Annotated in this window: 12 protein-coding genes; 5 read left to right on the top strand and 7 right to left on the bottom strand. The window is 73.5% G+C overall.

Annotation, left to right across the window (positions count from 1 at the left end):
- Window positions 1-64: 64 nt before the first annotated feature.
- The 4 genes from KOI35_RS12240 to KOI35_RS12225 all read left to right on the top strand — a co-directional run bounded on the left by KOI35_RS12240 (window position 65) and on the right by KOI35_RS12225 (window position 4,755).
- Window positions 65-1,585 (top strand): DUF1800 domain-containing protein, encoded by a 1,521-nt coding sequence (locus KOI35_RS12240; protein ID WP_215786736.1) that lies wholly within the window; start codon window positions 65-67, stop codon window positions 1,583-1,585.
- Window positions 1,586-1,590: 5 nt separating this feature from the next.
- Window positions 1,591-2,814, top strand: a complete 1,224-nt coding sequence (locus KOI35_RS12235; protein WP_215786734.1) for a DUF1501 domain-containing protein — start codon at window positions 1,591-1,593, stop codon at window positions 2,812-2,814.
- Window positions 2,815-2,914: 100 nt separating this feature from the next.
- On the top strand, window positions 2,915-4,327 hold the full coding sequence (locus KOI35_RS12230; protein WP_215786732.1) for a DUF2252 domain-containing protein: 1,413 nt from the start codon (window positions 2,915-2,917) through the stop codon (window positions 4,325-4,327).
- A 23-nt stretch (window positions 4,328-4,350) separates the two neighbouring features.
- Entirely contained in the window at window positions 4,351-4,755 is a 405-nt protein-coding gene (locus tag KOI35_RS12225; RefSeq protein ID WP_215786730.1) for a pyridoxamine 5'-phosphate oxidase family protein, read from the top strand.
- Between the two features lie 125 nt (window positions 4,756-4,880).
- On the opposite strand, the gene KOI35_RS12220 is transcribed toward KOI35_RS12225, so the two are convergent.
- A complete protein-coding gene (locus tag KOI35_RS12220) occupies window positions 4,881-5,318 on the bottom strand; it encodes a hypothetical protein (protein ID WP_215786728.1) in 438 nt (145 codons plus the stop codon).
- Between the two features lie 360 nt (window positions 5,319-5,678).
- Window positions 5,679-6,605 carry a pirin family protein gene (locus tag KOI35_RS12215; protein ID WP_215786726.1) on the bottom strand — a complete coding sequence of 309 codons (927 nt, stop codon included), beginning with the start codon at window positions 6,603-6,605 and terminating at the stop codon, window positions 5,679-5,681.
- A gap of 684 nt (window positions 6,606-7,289) precedes the next feature.
- Between KOI35_RS12215 and KOI35_RS12210 the strand changes: the two genes are divergently transcribed.
- The gene (locus KOI35_RS12210; RefSeq protein WP_215786724.1) at window positions 7,290-13,634 is read left to right on the top strand and encodes a hypothetical protein; all 6,345 of its coding nucleotides are present in this window, start codon (window positions 7,290-7,292) and stop codon (window positions 13,632-13,634) included.
- Here the strand turns inward: KOI35_RS12210 and KOI35_RS12205 are convergent.
- The 5 genes from KOI35_RS12205 to KOI35_RS12185 form a co-directional block, all read right to left on the bottom strand.
- Window positions 13,618-14,649: a GGDEF domain-containing protein gene (locus tag KOI35_RS12205; RefSeq protein ID WP_215786722.1), complete on the bottom strand. Its 1,032-nt coding sequence runs from the start codon at window positions 14,647-14,649 to the stop codon at window positions 13,618-13,620. The genes KOI35_RS12210 and KOI35_RS12205 overlap by 17 nt on opposite strands.
- A gap of 195 nt (window positions 14,650-14,844) precedes the next feature.
- Entirely contained in the window at window positions 14,845-15,747 is a 903-nt protein-coding gene (locus KOI35_RS12200; protein WP_215786719.1) for an EamA family transporter, read from the bottom strand.
- Window positions 15,744-16,928: an ABC transporter permease gene (locus KOI35_RS12195; RefSeq protein WP_215786718.1), complete on the bottom strand. Its 1,185-nt coding sequence runs from the start codon at window positions 16,926-16,928 to the stop codon at window positions 15,744-15,746. The genes KOI35_RS12200 and KOI35_RS12195 overlap by 4 nt, the downstream gene beginning before the upstream one ends.
- Entirely contained in the window at window positions 16,925-17,617 is a 693-nt protein-coding gene (locus tag KOI35_RS12190; RefSeq protein WP_215786716.1) for an ABC transporter ATP-binding protein, read from the bottom strand. Before KOI35_RS12190 ends, KOI35_RS12195 begins: the two co-directional genes overlap by 4 nt.
- Window positions 17,614-18,936: an efflux RND transporter periplasmic adaptor subunit gene (locus KOI35_RS12185; RefSeq protein WP_308120922.1), complete on the bottom strand. Its 1,323-nt coding sequence runs from the start codon at window positions 18,934-18,936 to the stop codon at window positions 17,614-17,616. Before KOI35_RS12185 ends, KOI35_RS12190 begins: the two co-directional genes overlap by 4 nt.
- Between the last annotated feature and the right edge of the window lie 43 nt (window positions 18,937-18,979).

Genomic DNA, 18,979 nt, shown 5'->3' with positions numbered 1-18,979 from the left:
TGCGGGTCCGTTAGTCATGGTTGCAGGGGCGACGGACGAGTCCGTACGGGCCGAAGGGTCGGGCATGACGACCCGACGCACGCTTCTCGCCGCCGGTGCCGCCGCTGCTATCGCCACGGCTGTCGCGGCTCCGGCCGAGGCCGCCCCCGCCGCCGCCTCGCTCGCCCCCGCCGCCCTGGCCTCCGCCGACCCGATCGCTCACCTGGTCCGCCGGGCCACCTTCGGCCCCACGCCGGCGGTGCTCGCCGAGGTGAAGGCGCTCGGTATCGAGGGCTGGCTCGACCGTCAGCTCGACCCCGCCAAGATCAGCGACCCGCTGTGCGACGAGCTGATGGCCCGCCTCCCCCTCGCCGGCGCCTCGATCGCGACCACCCGGGCCACGATCACCAAGAACTCGTACGACGGTTTCAAGCAGCTCGGCCGGGCCGCCGTCGCCCGCGCCGCGTGGAGCAACCGGCAGCTGTTCGAGATGACCGCCGCCTTCTGGGCCAACCACCTGCACGTCGCCGCGCCGTCCAGCCAGACCTGGGACAGCCGGGCCGACTACGACGCCCAGGTGATCCGCAAGCACGCGTTCGGCCGTTTCGCCGACATGCTCAAGGCCTCGATGAAGCACCCGGCCATGCTCAGCTACCTGGACAACCGCTCGTCGACCAAGGCGCACCCGAACGAGAACTACGCGCGTGAGCTGATGGAGCTGCACACCGTCGGTCTCGTCTACTCGGAGGCGGACGTCCTGGCCGGCGCCCGTCTGCTCACCGGTCTCACCGTCAACAAGACCAACGGCGTTTTCCTGTACGACTCCACGCAGCACATCACCGGTGCCGTGTCGATCCTCGGGTTCCAGCACACCAACGCCACCGCCGCCGGGGGCGAGTCGGCCGCTCTGGCGTTCGCCGACCACCTGGCCAAGCACCCGGCCACCGCGGCCCGGCTGGCGACCAAGCTGTGCCAGCGGTTCGTCTCCGACGAGGCGCCCGCCTCGCTGGTGGCCAAGCTGGCCAAGGTCTACCTGGACAACGACACCGCGATCAAGCCCGTCCTGAAGGCTCTGTTCCTGTCGCCGGAGTTCGCGGCCGCGATCGGGCAGAAGACGCGTACGCCGCTCGAGGACCTGACGGCGACGATCCGGACGCTCGGGCTGGGACCGGAGAAGTCGGGCCTGCAGCTGCTCGACGCGCTCTACAACGGGCTGGTCTACGCGGGCAACGCGCCGTTCCGGTGGGCCCCGCCGAACGGCTACCCCGACGTGGCCGCCGCCTGGGCCTCGCCGTCCGGTTTCCTGCTGCGCTGCAACAACCACCTCAACCTGGCCGCGGGCTGGTACCCGAGCTGGTTCACGCGGCCCGCCGACATGCTGAAGTCGCTGGTCCCGACGCTGCCGGGCACCTACGGTGCGCTTGTCGACGCCCTCGCCGTACGGCTGATCGGGAAGGCTCTTCCGCCGCAGCACACGGCCGCCGTGCTCAGTGTCGCGGGCAAGCTGCCGACCAGTCCTCTGACCGCATCCGACAAGTCGCTCGCCGGCCACGCGCCGTACCTGATCGCACTGGTCCTCGACGCACCGGCGTTCCAGCTGAGGTGATTTCGATGTTCGACTGCGGTGAGGCGACACTCTCGCGACGGGGCCTGCTCGGGGCCGCGACCCTGGCCGGGCTGGCCGGGGCGGGGGTGTCGACCCAGCTCGCGTACGCGGACGCCGGCTACACGGGCGACACGCTGGTCGTGGTGTCGCTGCACGGCGGCTTCGACGGGCTGTCCGCGCTGGCCCCGATCGGCGACCCCGACTACTACAAGGCTCGCCCGACCATCGGCGTACCGAAAGCGCAGGTCATCGCGGGTGATGGCATGTTCGGCCTGCACCCGGCGCTGGCCCCGCTGCTGCCGCTGTGGCAGAGCGGCCGGCTCGCCGGGGTGCACGCGGTCGGCCAGTCCAACCCGACCCGCTCGCACTTCGCGGCCATGGAGGCGATGGAGAACGCCGCCCCCGGCACCTCGATCCGCAGCGGCTGGCTCGAACGCATGCTCGGTGTCACCGGGGCGACCGGCGCCCTGGCCGGGGTCTCGGTCGGCCACGCCATGCCCGACCGCCTGTTCGCCGGTCCGACGCCGTCGGTCTCGATGTCCGCGATCGACAAGTTCACGCTGGCCGGCGACTCGGCCAAGCGCCCCATGGCGGCGGCCCTGCGTTCCCTGTACGCCGACGCGCCGCCGCTCCAGGCCGGGCCGGCCCTCGCCGCCGATCGGGCGCTGACCGCTTCCGGTGTGGTGCGCGCGGTTGTGGGTGGCTCGTCATACCCGGCGACCGACCTGGGCAACGCGCTGAAGGACGTGGCCCGGCTGATCAAGGCCAAGGCCGGCCTGGCCGCGGTGTCGGTCGACTGCGGTGACTGGGACATGCACGAGGGCCTGGGCGCGGCGGTCAAGGGCCAGCGCATGTACGACAACCTGACCGAGCTCGCCCTGGCCCTGGCGGCGTTCGCGGCCGACCTGGGCCCCGAGGCGATGAAGTCGGTGACCCTGCTGACGATCAGCGAGTTCGGGCGGCGGGTGCAGGAGAACGGCTCCCGCGGCGCCGACCACGGCCACGGCAACGCGATGCTGCTGATGGGTGGCGGCGTCAAGGGCGGCAAGGTGTACGCCAAGTGGCCCGGCCTGGCGCCCGGCGCGCTCGTGGCCGGCGACCTCGCGGTGACCACCGACTACCGGTCCGTCATCGGCGAGATCCTGCAGAAGAGATGCGGCTTCGGATCGCTGTCCCAGGTGTTCCCGGGGGTCAGTCCATCGACGTTCGGCCTCGCGACCGCACGGTGAAACCCTTTGTTTCAAAATTGTTAACCCGGGCGCGTGGTAGTTGATTTCAGGGGCAGCCGCCTCTAGTTGATCTTACCGATCAGCCCTTATGGTGGCCGTGATGGAACCTGCAACAGGGCACGTCGTCCTCGACAGCGCCAGCGACGAGGGCTTCGCCTCCCTGCGGATGTCGGCCCGGCCGCGCGCCGAGCGCTACGAACTGGGCCGGTCGCTGCGCGAGCGCTCGCACCGCTCCGACATGGCGTTCTGGGCGGTGCCGCACGGGCGCGTCGACCCGGTCACCCAGGTCATGAACGCCAACGTGGGCCGCCAGGCCTGGCTGGTGCCGGTCCGGGTCGGGCGCATGATCTCTTCCCCGTACGCGTACCTGCGCGGCTCGGCCAACGTCATGGCCGACGACTTCGCGCACCTGCCGGCCACCGGCATCACCCCGGTCATCTGCGGCGACGCCCACCTCGGCAACTTCGGCTTCTACGCCTCCCCCGAGCGCGAGCTGGTGTTCGACCTCAACGACTTCGACGAGGCCCACCCCGGCGCCTGGGAGTGGGACCTGCGCCGGCTCGTGGTCAGCGTGTATGTGGCCGGGCGGCAGAACGGGTTCAAGGAGAGCGCCTGCTCCGACGCCGTCCAGCACTGCGTCGAGGAATACCAGGAACAGATCGGGCACCTGGCCGACCTGCCGCTGCTGGCCCGCTCGTTCGACCAGATGGACGTCGACCGGCTGCGCTCGGCGGCGTCCCGGGCCAGCTTCCGCTCCGAGATCGACCGCGCCGCCCGTCGGGCCCGCCGCCGCACCAGCGACCGCGCGCTGCCCCGCTTCACCGAAAACCGCGACGGCACGGTCCGCCTGGTCGAGGAACCGCCGCTGATCACCCGCCCCAGCGACGTCGAGGTCGATCAGCTGGCCGAGGCCCTGGACGGCTACCTCAACACCCTGCCGCCGCACTGGGCCCGCATCCTGGCCGGCTACCGCATCGTCGACATCGCGCACAAGGTGGTCGGCGTGGGGTCGGTGGGACTTCGGGCGTACGTCGCCCTGTGCGAGGGCAGCAGCCCCTCCGACGTGGTGTTCCTGCAGCTCAAGCAGGCCCGCCGCTCGGTCATCGCGCACCACCAGCACGGCGACGCGGCCTGGCACCGGCACCAGGGCCAGCGGGTGGTCGAATACCAGCAGGCGCTGCAGACGGTGTCCGACCCGCTGCTCGGCTGGGCCACGGTCGGCGACACCCAGTTCTACGTACGCCAGTTCCGCGACATGAAAGGCGCGATCGTCGTCGAGGGCATCGACGCGCCCGCGCTGGCCGACTACGCCGGCATCTGCGGCTACCTGCTGGCCAAATCACACGCGCGCACCAGCGGCGCGTCGATGATCGCCGGTTACATCGGCGGCAGCGACAAGATGGCCGACGCGTTGTGCCGGTTCGCGCGCACCTACGCCGACCAGGTCGAGAGCGACCACGCGGCCCTGGTCGCGGCCGTACGCCAGGGCATCCTCCCGGCCGAGGTCGCCTGACCCGCGCCTGGGATGATCACGGCGTGAGCGGGCGCGTCGAGATCACCAACAGCGAGCTGGCCGACTTCTGGACCGAGCGGCACCTGTGCACGCTGACCACGTTGCGGGCCGACGGTTCGCCGCACGTGGTCGCGGTCGGCGCGACGCTCGACGTGGCCGGCGGCCTGGCCCGGGTGATCTCGTCGTCGACGTCGGCCCACGTACGGCACGTGCGGGCCGGTCAGACGCGGGTGGCGATCTGCCAGTTCGAGGGCCCCCGCTGGACGACGGTCGAGGGCGTGGCGGTCGTCCGCGACGACCCTTCGTCGGTCGCCGAGGCGGAGAAACTCTATGCGGCGCGCTACCGGACGCCGCGCCCCAATCCCGCGCGCGTGGCCATCGAGGTCACCATCACCCGGATCCTGGGGTCGAGCCGCTTCGTCGCCTGACCCGGCGTCGGGTTGTCCACAATCGGCGGCTGTCCACAGGGCGTCCACGAAGATCGCCCGAAATCACGATAATGGCTGTGGACGGGGGCCCCCGGTGGAGGGCGGGCTCGGCGCTTCGGCGGGCCTCAGATGCGGCCGTCGCTGGTGAACGGGCCGACCTTGGCCGGGAGCACCAGGCCGGCCGCGGCCAGGCGCATCAGCAGGTCGTGCAGCTGACTGCGGGTGAGGGTGTCGTGCCCGGTCAGTTCGGGGTGCGGCAGGCCGAGCGCGCGGGCGGCCTCGATCGCACGGGTGCTGATGGCCCCCTCGACCGCCCACAAACGATGAGCCCGCATGGCGAGGTGGGCCGAGGCGGTCAGCTCGCCGTGCAACCGCAGCAGGCGGCGCAGGTCGGCGGCGAGCTGCTCGATCGGCGGCCCGACCGGTTGCGGCGGTTTCGGGCGCGACGCCTCCCAGCGAGCCGCGATCACGGCACACCACTTGGGCGCGAAGACCACGGCCGCACCGAACAGGGTCGGCGTGGCCACGATCAGGGCAAGCTTCGCCACATCCCAGAAGTCCACTGACGCTCCTCGCGAACGGCAGACACGGCCGTACCCGTTCGACGATCCGCTCACCCCGCACCACCGTCAACCCGGATGCGCCGCTCAACGCACACGACGTGCGCCGTCCGCAAAACCCGACCTTCGTCCCCCGCTCCCCCGCCCGTTCTCCCGCGGGGCCGGGCTCGCCCACACCGGCGTCGGCGCCAGACCGGCCGCGCCGCGCCGCATCACGAAGCCGCGCAGCTCGGCCGCACGCCACCGCCACGCAGACCGGCCGCGCCGCACCACACCACGAAGCCACGCAGCGCAGCCGCACGGCACCGCCACGCAGAGCGGCCGCGTTGCGTGGCGGTGCCAGGACAGGCGGGCGGCGCGCAGTCAGCGGACGCGGCCGCGCGGAACCAGTCGGCTGATCGGCATCGGCGGGGCGGGCAGGGGCGGGCCGTCGTAGCCGTGGACCTCGCCGAAGCGGGGCGTGCGGTCGGACCAGTCGGCTCGCATCTGGACGATCTCGTCGTGGTCTCGAGCGACGAAGTTCCACCACATGACCAGGCGCTCGTCGAACGGCTCGCCGCCCAGGAGCAGCAACCGCGACGGCGACCCGGTGGCCACCCGAACCGATTCGCGGCCGGCGCCCAGATAGAGCAGCGGCCCGGGCTTGAGCGTGGCGTCGCCGACCGTGGGGGCACCGTCGAGCGTGAGTAACGCGTACTCGAAATCGGGTCTCAAGGACAATGTCGACTCGGCGCCGGCGGTGAGGGTGAGCTCGGCGCCGACCAGCGGCGTGTAGCAGCGCGCGGGCGACGTGACCCCGGCGAACGAGCCCATCAGCACCGTGGTGGTGAGGCCGGCCTCGGTGACCACGGGCAGGTCGGCGTGGTGGGCGAAGGCCGGCGCCTGGTCGCGGGCGGCATGCGGCAGCGCGACCCAGAGCTGGACGCCGTGCAGGACCGGGGTGTGCTCGGCCGGCGTCTCTTCGGAGTGGGAGATGCCGCGCCCGGCCGTCATGAGGTTGAGCTGGCCGGGGCGGATCAACTGCAGGCTGCCGAGACTGTCGCGGTGCAGCACCTCGCCGGCGAGCAGCCAGGTGACCGTCTGCAGACCGGTGTGCGGATGCGGGCCGACCCGCATGCCGTCTGATTCGGCGAGATCATGCGGACCGTACGCGTCGAGGAAGCACCACGCCCCCACCATGCGGCGCCCGCGGTTGGGCAGGGTGCGGGTGACCGCGAAGCCCCGGGGACCGCCGAGCGCGACGGGAGCGCCCTCGAGCAGCTCCATGCGATCCGCTTCGAAGCTGCTCATGAGGAGAAGCTACCGCCCCCGTACGACAAAAAGCAGAACGGCGACGGGGTGGTGACCCCGCCGCCGTTCCGTCCCGGCACCGCCGCGCAGGCACGACCTCACACCGGCATGGGGGGCAGGACGGTGTGAGCGTTCGCGTTAGGTGTGCTCGGTGGCGGCCTCTAGAGACGGGGGGCGTCGGCCGCCGGCCGGGATGTCTCGGGCACTCATCCACCGTGACACCCGCTAGCACCTTGATCCGTTAATCGGGAGCGTGTGCTTCGCCACTGCCGGGTGACGGGTTACCCGTCCGTATCCCTGGAACGAGTTTAAGAATTGCTTAACTTCGGTCCGCGACGGACGGTGACATCGCGTGACGCCGGCCAGGCGATCTGTCCGTCAGCCGACAGCGTTTGAACTGTTCGCCGAAGCCACGCGTACTCTTCGCCGACGTAACAGGCCCGGCGGGGCAGTCGTCCGGGACCGCATGCCGGTCCCGGGTCGGGTGCCGTGCTGCGGGAAGCGCTCCGGGGGGTGGTGGCGCGGCCCGCAAATCCGTGGTTAACCTTCCACATCCACCGCGTGGGAGGGGACGATCCGGGCACGCGTGACGAACGGGGGGCAAGGCATGCGGCGCTGGGGTGAGGAGCACTCCTCCTTCCGCCGTACGCGCATTCTCCGGCCGCACGGTCCGGGAGCGGCGGCATGAGCTTCGAGGACGACGAGTATTGGGAAGACGAGTACTCCGAGTACTCGATCATGCCCAATGCGGCCGTCGTGCAGGAGCGGGAATACCGGCGCCGGGACACGCCCGACCCGATCATGCCGACCCGGCGCGGCGATCACCCCGACGACCAGGTCGACGAACTCGCGGCCCGTCGCCGGCGCCGCGCGACCGGCAACTCCGGTGGCACCCCGCACAAGCCGCAGGCCGCGTTCGACTCGCAGCGGCCGAGCTGGCTCGACGACCCCGACTTCGCGCCGGTCGACACGTCCCAGCCCAACCTGGCCGGCGACGACTTCGACGAGGTCGACTACAACCGGCCCGAGCTGGGCGCCGACTTCGACGCGCCCGACACGACCTACTCGCGTCGCGACGACCGCTACGACCCGCACGACGACATCGACGAGCCCTACGACCATCGCGACCTGGTGGCGTACGGTCACGGGCCGAATCCCGGCGTGAAGACGGTGAGCCGCAGCGAGGAGGAAGAGCCTTCCCCCGTACGCCGTCGGCCCGGTCCCCCCTCGTCCGACCGGCGCTCGGCTCCCCCCGCCCCCGACCGTCGCCAGGCTCCCCCGCCTTCTCCCGACCGTCGCCAGGCTCCCCCGCCTTCTCCCGACCGTCGCCAGGCTCCCCCGCCCTCTCCCGACCGTCGCCAGGCTCCCCCGCCCTCTCCCGACCGCCGGTCGGCTCCCGATCGTCGTCGGCGCGAGGACGAGCGGCCCGCGGCCCGGTCGGCCGGGCGGGCGTCGGTGCCCGACACGCGCCCGCAGGACGACATGTACCGCCGCCGCCCCGACGACGAGCGGTCCCGGCGGCCCGCCGCGCGCGACGAGGCGTACGACTACGACGAGCGTCGTCGTCGCCCCTATCCCGACGAGGGTGTCCGCCGCTCGGGCGAACGCGCGGCGATGATCTGGGACGAGCCCTCCGCCGACCCGCGCGATCCGGCCTTCGACCCGCGCGACCGCCGCCGGTCCGAGGCCCGGCGGCCCGGTGTCGGCGAGCGGCGCACCGACGACCTGCGGCGCGACTACGACTATGACGACCGGCGTTCCCGGCCGGCCGAGGCCGACGATCGTCGTTCGTGGCCGGTCGAGGCCGACGACCGGCGCGGCTGGTCCCGTCGCGAGGAGGCGCCGCTCACCATCGAGGGCGAGATCCTCGAGGAACGCCCGCCGCGCACGATCGAGGGCGAGATCGTCGACGACCGCCGCCACCAGGCGCCGGCCGCCCGCTCGACGTGGGACGACCAGCGCTGGCACGAGATTGTCCCGGCCGGTGGTCAGGGCTGGACCGAGGACGCCGACGAGCAGGGCTGGGTCGAGGAGAGCACGCCCGCTGCCGCCGCCCCGGAACCCGACCGCACCGAGGACGCTCCGCGTGTCGTCGGCACGGCCACGCCGCCCGCCGCGCCCCGGGTCGTCGGCAAGGAGGAGCCCCCGCCCGCGCCGCGCGTCATCAAGAAGGCCGAGCCGCCCGCCGCCCCGCGCGTCGTCGGCACGCACGCCCCGACGCCGGCCGCCCGCGTGGTCAGCCCTCCCCCGGCTCCGGCCACCCCCGTCACACCGGCGCCGGCCACTCCGGCACCGGTCACGCCGGCGCGCGCGCCCGCGGCGCGCGCCTCGGTGCCACCGAAGACGCCCGACCAGCCACCCGCGGCCCGGGCCGCCGCGCCGCCGCCCGGGCTCGTGCCGCTGCCCGGTTCGGTCCCGCCGGCCGCTCGCCCCGCTACACCACCTGCCACGCCACCTTCCTCGGCGCCGGATCCGCGGCAGGCCACGCCCTCGCCGACGCCCTCGCCGGGCCAAGATCCACGCCAGGTGTCCGGCTACGGTCAAGACCCGCGACGTGCGCCGGAACCGGATCCGCGCCAGGCCCGCGGTCCGGTCCCGCCCCAGGCCACGCGTGGTCCCGGCGACCCGTCGCTCCTCGAGACCGACCCCCGGCTGGAGATGCCGCGTTCCCGGCGTAGCCCGCGCACCGCGCACGTCTACCTGTCCGAGGGCGACGACCCGTGGTCGATGGTGGCCGACGAGGCGCCTCCCGCGGCCGTGCCGAGCAGCGGTTTCGGCCGTCCGGTGTCGCCGGGCGCGCCCACCGGCGGTCAGCCCGGCGCCATGCCACCAGCGGCCGTTCCGGGCCCGGCCCCGGCGGGACAACAGCCGGTCAACACCCCGCGCCCGGCCGGACCGCACCCGCCGGCCGCCATGCCGCCCGCGGCCCAGGGCCCGGGCGCACCTCAGCCCGGCACGCCCCCGGTTCCCGGAGTCCAGGGTCCGGTTTCCCGCGCGCAAGCCCCGGGAGCGCCCTCGCACGGTCCGGTCCCCGGCCCGGAAGCACCGCGGCCGGACAGCCAGGCCCGCCCTGGATCCTCGGAACAGCCGCCGGCGTCGCAGAGCCCCGACCACGGTCGACCTTCGCAGACACCCGTCTCTCCGGCCGACCCGCGGGTTTCCCCGACGGCCGAGCAGCGCCCCGTTCAGCCCGCGGCGATGCCGATCCCCCCGGGTTCCGATCCTGGGCGGTTCCCCGGCCACGCACCGAACACCCCGCACGGCCGGACGGCACCGCAGCCCGGCCAGCCCGTCGACGGTTCGGAGCCACCCGCGCCCCAGCCGTTCCCCACCCGCGGCTCGCACACCGGTGCGGCCGCCTTCGCCCCGCGCGGCGACCAGCCGATGCCGGGCCCCGACCGCTCACCCGCACCGGGTCAAGACCCGCGGGACGGCAGCGAGTTCTCCGTGCCCACCCAGCGGGGAGCCACCCAGCCGGCCCCCGAGCGCCCGGCCCCCGAGGAACGCGCACCGAACCAGCACAAGTCCGGCAACGTCTTCCGCCGCGCCAAGGACAAGCTGTTCGGCCACGGCTCGGACAAGCACGACACGGCCGCCGGCCGGCCCACGGACGGTCAGTCCCCCGACCGGAACCCCCAGGCCGCCCCCGTCACGCCCGAGACCCGCCCGCCGTTCCCCGAACACCCGCAAGCCCACCAGCCGGAACACGACCCGTTCGGCCCGATCGCCGACCGAGCCGGCACCGGACAGCGCGCGCAGGCCGGCCCCGGCTTCACCCCGGAACGCCCCACTCCGGCCCAGCCCGCACCCGGCCCAGTGCCCGGCCAGTACGCCGGTCCGCAGGCGCCGGGCCAGTTCGCCCCCGGCCACGAACATCAAGGCCAGCACACGCCGGGCCAGCAGGCACCAGGCCAGCACACACCGGGCCAGCACGAACCGGGCCGGGAACGCCAGGACCAGCACACCCAGGACCGCAGCGTTCCAGGCCAGTTCACCCCCGGCCAGCGGAGGCAGGAACAGCACGCTCCCGCACAGCCGGCTGCGGACCACCGAACGCCCGACCAGTTCGCACGTGGACAGCAGCGTCCGGGCCAGCCCGCCTCGGGTCAGGACGATCGAGGCCGGCACATCTCCGGTCCCCATGCTCCGGGTCAGTTCGCTCCCACCCAGCGCGGGCAGGAACAACACGCCGCCGCACAGCCGACCTCAGACCAGCAGGCACCTGGCCGGTTCGCCCCCGGTCAGGCAGGCCAAGGGCAGCACGCCGAGGGCCAGCAACTCGCGGGCGGCCAGCAGGCCGCAGGCCAGCAGGCACCCGGCCAGCAGGCACCCGGCCAGCAGGGTCAAGCGCAACAGGACCTCGGGCAGCACGGCACAGGCCAGTTCGCTCCCGGCCAGCGCAGCCAAGGACCCGACCAGCACGGCACAGGCCAGTTCGCTCCCGGCCAGCGCGGCCAAGCGCCCGACCAGCACAGCGCAGGCCAATTCGCACCCGGCCAGCGCGGCCAAGCGCCCGACCAGCACAGCGCAGGCCAATTCGCACCCGGCCAGCGCAGCCAAGCGCCCGACCAGCACAGCGCAGGCCAATTCGCACCCGGCCAACGCGGCCAAGCAGCTGAGCAACCGGGTGCGGACCGGTCGGCTCCCGGGCAATTCACTCCCGGGGCGCAGGCCGCTGGGCACCGTCCGTCCACCTCGGATCGGTCGGGGTCGGCCGCGCCTCGTGGGTTCGAGGCGGATCCGTCGCCGTGGGCGCCGCCGCAGCAGGACAACGCTCAGCGGCCCACTTCGCTCGCCTCCGCTCCGGTCAGTGCTCCGGCCGCCGGTGGTGATCCGGCCGTTCCGGCGATCCCACGGCAGGTGAGCCCGGGCGCCGAGCAGGGCGTGACCGGCCTCCCCACTCAGCCGGTCGCACCGCAACGGTCTGCGCCCGCGCACCCCACCGCGCCCGAGCCGCACGCCGCTACCCCCGACCGGTCCACGGGTGCGGAGCAGTCCGCAGGCGCGGAACGGCCAGTCGCCCCCGAGCGGTTCGCGGGCGACGCCGGCCAGAACGCGCCGGGCACGTGGACCGCCGACCAGCAGATGGCTGCCCTGCCGACTCAGCCGCTGGGTCCTGGACGGAACGAACCCGGACCCGCGCAGCACCCGCACAACACGGAGCAGGCCACCCACGCGCGATACACCCGCCCCGCGGAACCGGCGACCCCCGCGGAACAGGCCAGCCACGCGCAATACGCCCGCCCCGCCGAACCGGCCGCGCCGACGCAGCACACCCACCACACGGAACAAGCCAGCCACGCGCAAAACGCCCACCCCGCCGAACCGGCGCAACACACCCACCGCACGGAACAAGCCGCGCCCACGCAGCACAGCCGCCCCGTGGAGCAAGCCGCACCCGTGCAACACAGCCACCCCGCAGAGCAAGCCGGCCACGCGCAATACGCCGATCGCGCGGAGCAAACCACACCCGCGCAGCACGGCCGCCCTGCGGAACAAGCCGCACCCGCGCAGTACGCCCGTCCCGCCGAATCGGCCGCGCCGAATGCCGGGGCCGACGCCGGGCCGGATGCGGCTGGCTCCGAGGCCCAGCCGGCGGCACGGATCAGCTTCCCGCTTCAGCGGCCGGCGGCCGGCGGTCCGGGCGTGCCGGCTCAGCGCACTCCGTCCGGCGTCCCGCCCCGGCCGGACGACCCGTCCGGCCGTGAGGGTGCCGCACCGTCGGCCGAGCAGTCCGGTGACGAGCCGGCTGGGCGCGGATCGCGGCATGCCGGTCCCGAGGAGGCCGACGGTTCCGGGCCGGCCGCGCCCGCCGATCCCACCCGGCTCGGGGCGCACGCGGCTCCGTACATGGATCCCGACGGTGCGCTGCACAACATCCGGCCGATAGGACGGCTCGCGGTCTCCGGCCCGGACGCCCCGAAGCGGATTGCGGACACCGAGTTCGGCGGCATGTGGTTCGGGGCGAAGCCTGACGACGCACCACCGGCCGCGACACCGGATGCTGCCACGCCTGAGGGCAACACACCCGGAAACGCTGCGCCCGAGAACGACACGTCCCGAGCCGGCACGCCCGGAAACACGGCGCCCAGCGGGGCAGCACCCGAAGGCGCGGCCGCGAACGGCACGCCCACGGAAGCGACGCGCGCCGACGACTCGGCCCGGCCCGCGACCACCCCGGAACCGCAGACGAGCGAGCCCTCCGGCAACGTCATCGACCTCGATGTCACGGGGCTCTTCCAGGGCATGACGCTCACCGGCGAGCAGCCGTCGATCAAGCCCGACGCCGCCTCGGTCCGGGCCAAGATCGACAAGCACATGGCGGCCCACCAGCCGCCGAGCGAGCCGAAACCGCAGGCCACGGTCAAGGAGACGGCGCTGTCGGCGGCCGACCTCGAGGCGATCCGTTGGCGACTCGACGGCGGCACCCTGCGCGAGGTCGTCGACGATCGTCAGGCGCTGCGGGAGCTGGGCGAACGCCTCGACGGCCCGCTGGCCGACGAGGTCGACAACGTGGCCAAGGCAGGCCTGCTCAGCGTCCGGGCCGAGGTCTACCGGCTGCTCGGGGAGCTGGGCATGGCCGCCGCGGCCAGCCGGCTCGCGCTCGCCCACGCCGAGTCGGAGCGGGACCTGCAGGCCGAGGTGATCGCCCAGGCCGAACTGGCCCACATCCTGCGGCTGCGCGGCGACTTCAAGGAGGCCGACCGCCTGTTCGCCAAGGCCACCGGCGCGAACGTGCCCGAGACGCTGCGCAGCGTCGTGCACGAGAACGCCGGCCGATGCTGCTTCGACCAGGGCCGCAACATGGAGGCGCTCGACCACTTCGCCCGGGCCGTACGCCTGGGCAGCCCGGACGACACCGATCTGGCGGCGCGGGTCGGGGTGTGCCTCGAGGCCGTCTACATCCACGTGCTGCGCGACGGCTGGGGTCCCTACCCGCGCACCCGCGAGGACATCCTGGGCGTCCCGAAGGCGAACGAGGCGTTGGACGAGTCGACCGCCGAGCAGCCGATCATCCCGCCGCGCTGATCGTCCGGCGGGGCGACGGCGGGTGGGCCATCGCCGTACGGCCGCGTCCGGCTTCCTTGGCCTCGTACAGCGCCGCGTCCGACGCCGCCCGCAGTTCCTCGGCCGTGCCGGCGTGGTCGGGGAACAGGGCGATCCCGATGCTCAGCCCGGGAGCTCCGCACGCCAGGCCGTCGACCGCGGCCAGGGCTGAGCGCACCTCGTCGGCCGCCCGCCGCGCGCCCATCCGGTCGGCGTGCATCAGCACCGCGAACTCGTCCCCGCCGAGCCGGGCCACCACGTCGTCCGCGCGGGCGGCGACCGTACGCAGGCATGACGCCACCGCCTGCAGAGCCTGGTCCCCGACGCCGTGCCCCCACGTGTCGTTGATGCTCTTGAAGTGGTCGATGTCGACCGTCATCAGGGCGAGCGGCTCGTCCCGGGCGACCGCACGGACGAGCGACGAGTCGAACGACCGCCGGTTGGCCACGCCGGTCAGCGGGTCGGCCAGCGCCTGCGACGAGAGCACCGCGCGCAGCCGCTCGTTGCGGTTGCGCAGCGAGGCGATCACGACCGCGGTGAGGGTGAGCGCGACCGTCAGCGAGATCCAGTCCATCAGCCCGCGAGCGAGTCCCAGCGCTGCGAACGCCACCGCCGCGTGCCCGCCCGACACCATTACGAGCACGACCGCGGTGTTCCGGTGGCTGAGGAAGTTGGCCGTGTAGATCACCGGCCACAGATAGAACAGCTGCGACCCCGCGCTGGCGTCGTGCGAGGCCACGTTGAGCCCGGCGATCAGCGTGACCGCCACGAACGGCACCACCAGCCAGAACGTTCTCGGCAACCGGCGTGGGCGCCATCGGGCGAGCGCTCCCCCGGCGGCCATGACGGCCACGGTGAGCGAGATGGCCACGACCCATCCGATCGGGTGTTCGTCCGGCAGCACGATCCCGGTGACGAACACGACCGGCACGGCGGCCAGCATCAGGTAGGCGACGCTCCGGTACGCCCCGTCCTCGTCACGGAGCTGATATCGCACGTCAGACCATTCGGCGAGCGCGAGCGGAACCTAAGCGCGGCGAGCGCGAGCAGAACTCAGGAGCGGTCGTCGCGCTGAAGGTCTCAGGCCGCCGCCAGGGTCCGTGAGCCGGTCGACGGTGGTGCGGCGCACGCCGGGCAGCGCCTCGGCAAGCCGGCCCACGTCGTCGATCAGCACGGACCGGGTGTGGCACGGTCAGGCCGCGGCGGCCCCGGCCTCGCGGCGGGTCCGGTCGCGGCGGGCCAGGGTGACGCCGGCGCTGGCCAGCGTGACCAGGATCAGCGCGACGATCTCGGCCGGGCCCAGGCGCTGGCGCAGGATGAGCAGCCCGGCCAGGGCGGCCGCGGCCGGTTCGAGGCTCATCAGGATGCCGAAGACCCGGGTCGGGATGCGGCGGAGCGCGTGCATCTCGAGCCCGTAGGAGAGAACCGACGACAGCACGGCCACCGCGACGACACCGATCAGCAGCGCGGGACGGTCGATGACACCGGTGACGCCCTCGTGGCCGAACGGCAGTACCAGCACGGCGGCCACCGCCAGTGACACGGCCAGGCCGCCGGTGCCGGGGACGAGGCGGCCCAGGCGTGCGCTCAGCACGATGTAGGAGGCCCAGAACAGCCCGGCCACGAAGGCCAGCACCAGACCGCTCAGCGGGGCCGTGCCGCCGGTGTCGAAGCCGAGCAGGAGCACGCCGCCCAGGGCGAGGCCGCACCACAGCAGGTCGAGCAGGCGCCTGGTCTGCACGAGCGCCAGGAGCAGCGGGCCGAGGAACTCGACCGTGACCGCCGTGCCGAGCGGGACCGTCCGCAGGGACAGGTAGAAGATCAGGTTCATGCCGGCCATCGCCACGCCGAGCAGGCCCGCGGCGAGCCAGGCTCGGGCGGACCAGCGCCGTACGTCGGGACGGGTCACCGCGGCCAGGATCAGCGCGGCGAAGGCCAGCCGCAGGAACGTCACCCCGGCCGCACCGAGCTCGTCGAACAGGCCGCGGGCGATGGAGCTGCCCACCTGCACCGACGCGATCGCCGTCAGGACGAGCAGCGGCGCCGGAACGCGGTCGATCAGGTCAGCGCGGCCGGAGCCCGGGCGGCGGCTCATTCGGTGCGCAGCGCGACGACCGGGTCGAGCCGGCCCGCACGCTGAGCGGGCACGACACCGAAGATGATGCCGACAACAGCCGACACCCCGAAGGCCAGCGCCAGCGACCACCAGGTGACCGCGGCCGGCACCGGCGAGAACCGGTCGACCAGCAGCGCCGCGGTGACGCCGAGGGCCATGCCGAGCACGCCGCCGATCGTGGTCAGCAGCACCGCCTCGAGCAGGAACTGCACCCCGATGTCGCGGGGCCGGGCGCCCACGGCCTTGCGCAGACCGATCTCCTTGGTGCGTTCGCGGACCGAGACCAGCATGATGTTGGAGACGCCGACCCCGCCGACGAGCAGGCTGATCCCGGCGATCGCGGCCAGCACCCCGGTCAGCACACCGAGGATGTCGCCGAGCACGCCGAGGATCTGTTCCTGGGTGACGGCGCTGAAGTCGGTGTCCGGATGCCGATCGGTCAGCACCTTGACCACGGCGGTCGACAACTGGCCGATGCGTTCGCGGTCGGGGGCGCGGATGGCCAGGCCGTCGATGCGGTCGGTGCCGAGCAGCCGCTGGGCCGCGGTCACCGGCACGTGCACCTCGCTGTCCCGGTCGACGCCGAGGCTCTGGCCGAGCCGTTCGAACGTGCCGATCACCCGGAATCGGACGCCCCCGATGGTGATCTGACGCCCGATCGGATCGCGATCGCCGAACAGGGTCGTCGCCGTCCCGGCGCCCAGCACAGCGACGCGGCGGCCGGTCGTCACATCCGTACGGGAAAGGTAGGTTCCTCGATCGAGCTTGCGGACGAAGACGTCGGGCGTGTTCTCGAGGACGCCCTGCATGCTCGCGAACGCCGACCGCGACCCGGCCCGCACGGTCTCGCCCGACGCGATGGTCGCCGCGACCCGGTCCCGATCGCCGACGACGCGCGCGACCGCCTCCACGTCGTCCAGGTCCATGGTCGAGGCGGCCGGGGCCGAACCCGCCTCGAGCCGCCCGGGCACGACCAGCAGCAAGTTCGAGCCGAGGCCCTCGACCTGCTGCTCGATCTGGCCCTTGGTGCCGGTGCCGATGCCGACCAGGGCCACCACCGCGGCGACCCCGATGACCACGCCGAGCATGGTCAGCACGCTGCGCAGCCGGTTGGCGCGCAGAGCGTCGATGGCGACCCGCCAGGCCTCCGCAAGTCTCACGCGTCTTCCCCGGCGAGCGGGACGATCGCGCCGTCCTTCATGACGATCCGGCGGCGAGCCCGGGCCGCCACGTCACGGTCGTGGGTCACCAGCACCACGGCTACACCGTCGTCGTTGAGCGACTCGAGCAGGGCCAGCACGGACTGCCCGGTGGCCGAGTCGAGGTTGCCGGTGGGCTCGTCGGCCAGCAGCACCGCGGGCTCGGTGACCAGGGCCCGGGCGATGGCGACACGCTGCTGCTCGCCACCGGACATCTGGTTGGGCCGGTGGTCGAGGCGGTGTGCGAGGCCGACCCGTTCGAGCATCTCGGCGGCCCGGGCCCGCCGTTCCCTGCGGCCGACGCCGCGATAGACCAGCGGGAGGGCCACGTTGTCGCGGGCGGTGGTGCGGGCAAGCAGGTGGAACGACTGGAAGACGAACCCGATCGTCTCGTTGCGCAGCTTCGCCATCTCGGCCGGGCCCAGACCGGCGACGTCGCGGCCGCCGATCAGCAGGGTGCCGCCGGAGGGCCGGTCGAGCCCGCCGAGCAGATGCATCAGCGTCGACTTGCCCGAGCCCGAGGTGCCGACGATCGCCACGTAGTCGGTCGGCTCGATGGTCAGCGACACGCCCCGCAGCGCGGGCACCGAGACGCCGTCGAGCTCGTACGTGCGGCTGATATCGGTGGCGACGATGGCGGGCGCGGTCATGAGGGCCGGTCGCCGGGCTGGATCTCGTCGGCGCCCGTGACCGCGATCCGCTGGCCGGCGTTCAGGCCGTCGGTGACCTGGACGACGTCCTCACCCTGCACGCCGAGGGTGACCGGCACCCGCTCGTAGCGCTCTCCCTGCACGGCCCACACCGTGTCCTTGCCGTCGACGTTGATGATCGCCGAAGCGGGCACGGTGACGGCATCGTCGGCCTCGCGCACCTGCAGCCGCACGACGGCGCTCATGCCGGGCCGCGGGGTGGGCGCCGTGGCCCCGATCGCGTCCTTGCCGCTTCCCAGATCAAGGCGCACCTTGTACGACACCCCACCACGACTCGACGTGGTCGGGAGCAGGTCGATCGCCCGTACGGTGGCCTGGTAGCTCGACCCCGTAGCCGCGTCCAGCTCGACCGTCGCCTTGACACCGGCCTTGACCAGCAGCACGTCCGTCTCGTCGACCTCGGCGGTCAGCCCGAGCCGGCTCACGTCGACCACCGTGAACAGCGGGGTGCCGGCCGCCACGTACGCACCCTTGGGCACCGCGACGTCGACACCGGGCAGCGCCGCCGCCGGGGCCGCGGGACCACCGCCCGAGGAGAGCAGGTCGGTCAGCGACGACGCGCTGGGAGCGCTCGAGGTGCCGCCGAGCTGCACGACCCCGGCCGACGGGGAGCGCAGGGTGAGGGCTTCGACGGCGGCGTCGGCCAGCTCGTACGCCTGCTGGGCCTGGAGCCGCTGCGCGGCCGAGAGCGAGCTGACCGCCTGCCCGAGCGAGGCCACGCCACGCTGTACCGAGCGCAGAGCCGCGCCGGCCGCGGCCGAGGCGGCGTCGTACTGCGAGCGGGCCGCGTCGACCTGCTTGAGCAGCACCTCGCGCAGCTGCGGGTCGGTGATCTTGCCGGCCGCGTCGCGGGCCAACTGGAACGCGTCGGCCGCCTGCTTGTCGGTCTTCCGCCGGACGGCCGTGAACGCGGACGTGCCGCCGACCGCCACGCCGCCGCCGCGGGACGCCTCGTCGAGGGCCCGCTGGGCCGAGCGGCGCCGTGCCTCCAGCTCAGGCGCGTCGATCACGGCGAGGACCTGCCCCTTGCTGACCCGCTGGCCGGCCTCGACGCGCAGGTCGTCGAGGGTGCCGGCGGCGGGCGCGCTGACCGTGGCGGCGGCCCGGGCGGTCACCGAGCCGGGCGCCTCGACGATCTCGGACACCGTGCCCCGGGCGGCCTCGCCGAGGCGTACGCCGATCTGCTTCTCGTCGCAGGAGGCGGCGGTCGAGGCGATCAGGACCAGCCCGGCCGCGGCGAGCTTGAGGGAGCGGGACACGCACGCCACTCTATGCCGACCAGCGGAATGAACCGGTTCGGCC

The organism is Paractinoplanes bogorensis (genome assembly GCF_018829635.1).
GTDB lineage: Bacteria > Actinomycetota > Actinomycetes > Mycobacteriales > Micromonosporaceae > Actinoplanes > Actinoplanes bogorensis.
Note: the sequence above shows the minus strand (reverse complement) of the source record. Positions and strands in the feature narration are given on the sequence as shown.